The sequence below is a fragment of the Methylosinus sp. R-45379 genome (assembly GCF_001644125.1).
In the GTDB taxonomy this organism is placed as follows: Bacteria; Pseudomonadota; Alphaproteobacteria; order Rhizobiales; family Beijerinckiaceae; genus Methylosinus.
Genome location: NZ_LUUM01000233.1, coordinates 1 through 1,133 on the forward strand (window position 1 = coordinate 1; position 1,133 = coordinate 1,133).

The window sequence follows — 1,133 nt, forward strand, 5'->3', positions numbered from 1 at the left end:
GAGCGCGCGCGCGATAGCGATGCGCTGACGCTCCCCGCCGGAGAGTTTTAGGCCGCGTTCGCCCACCAGCGTTTCGAATCCTGCGGGCAAGGCGTCGATAAAATCCAGGATGGCCGCCCGGGCTGCGGCCTCCCGAAGCTTCGTTTCATCTGGCTGCCGCCCCAGCACGATGTTGGTTCGCAGACTGTCGTTGAGCAGAACGATCTCTTGAGGAACGACGCCAATGTGTGAAAACCATTGGCGTCGACCAACGTACGCCAAGTCCGTCCCATCGATCAGGATTTGACCCTTTGCGGGCGCAAGCGATTTGAGAAGCACGCGGAAGATCGTCGTTTTTCCGGCGCCTGTCTTGCCGGTCAGAAAGTTCAAGCGACCGCGCTCGGCGGCAAAGCGCACGTCCTCGACGCCGCGGCCATTGGGATAGGAAAAGGATACGCTCCGGAATTCTATGCGCCCCTCGCGAATCTCGAGCGGGCTCCCCTGCTCTGCATCCGCTTCTTCCGGCGCGAGCCACATCTTGACGTAAGGCATGAATTGCGAATAAGAGCGCGCCAGATTGTCGATCGCGTGCCCGACCATCTCGAAGGGCTGGTTCAATTGCAAAAGCAATGTGTTGAAAAGGACGAGATCGCCCACGGTCACGGCTCCTGCCCGATATTTCGGTAGCAGAAGCCAAAAAGTGATCGCAAATTGTAGCGCGAGCATCACGCCAAAGAAGGTGCCGTATCCGACGCGCTCCAGACAGAAGCGGCGCCACCTGTCACGAATCTCGCGCGCCTTGGCTGAGAATTTCCGCCGCAGCCATTCCTGGCTGTCGAAATGGCGCAAAGTCTCCATGGCATTCATGGCGTTGCCGACGAAACGCGCATTGGCCTGTATCGACTCGATCGCAGCGTGCAGATGCTGGTTGGTCCATTTGTTCGCCAGATAGGTGAAGCCGACGAAGACGACGCCATAAATGAAGACGATCGTCGCGATATCGGCGCTCAGTACCGCGCCGAGCGTGGCGATCGTTAGAGCTATTTGGGCGATGCTCGGGACAATAATTCCGAGGGCGAGTTGCACAAAACCGTTCAGCGCTGATTGGCCGCGACTTTGCGCGCTTTGGATTTCGGCGGAGTTGTGTTCTATGA

The 1,133-nt window shown here is 58.4% G+C and carries 1 protein-coding gene; it reads right to left on the minus strand.

Annotation, left to right across the window (positions count from 1 at the left end):
• Positions 1 to 1,133, minus strand: a 1,133-nt coding sequence (locus A1351_RS10550) for an ABC transporter ATP-binding protein (RefSeq protein WP_157096244.1), incomplete at both ends; no start/stop codon positions are given.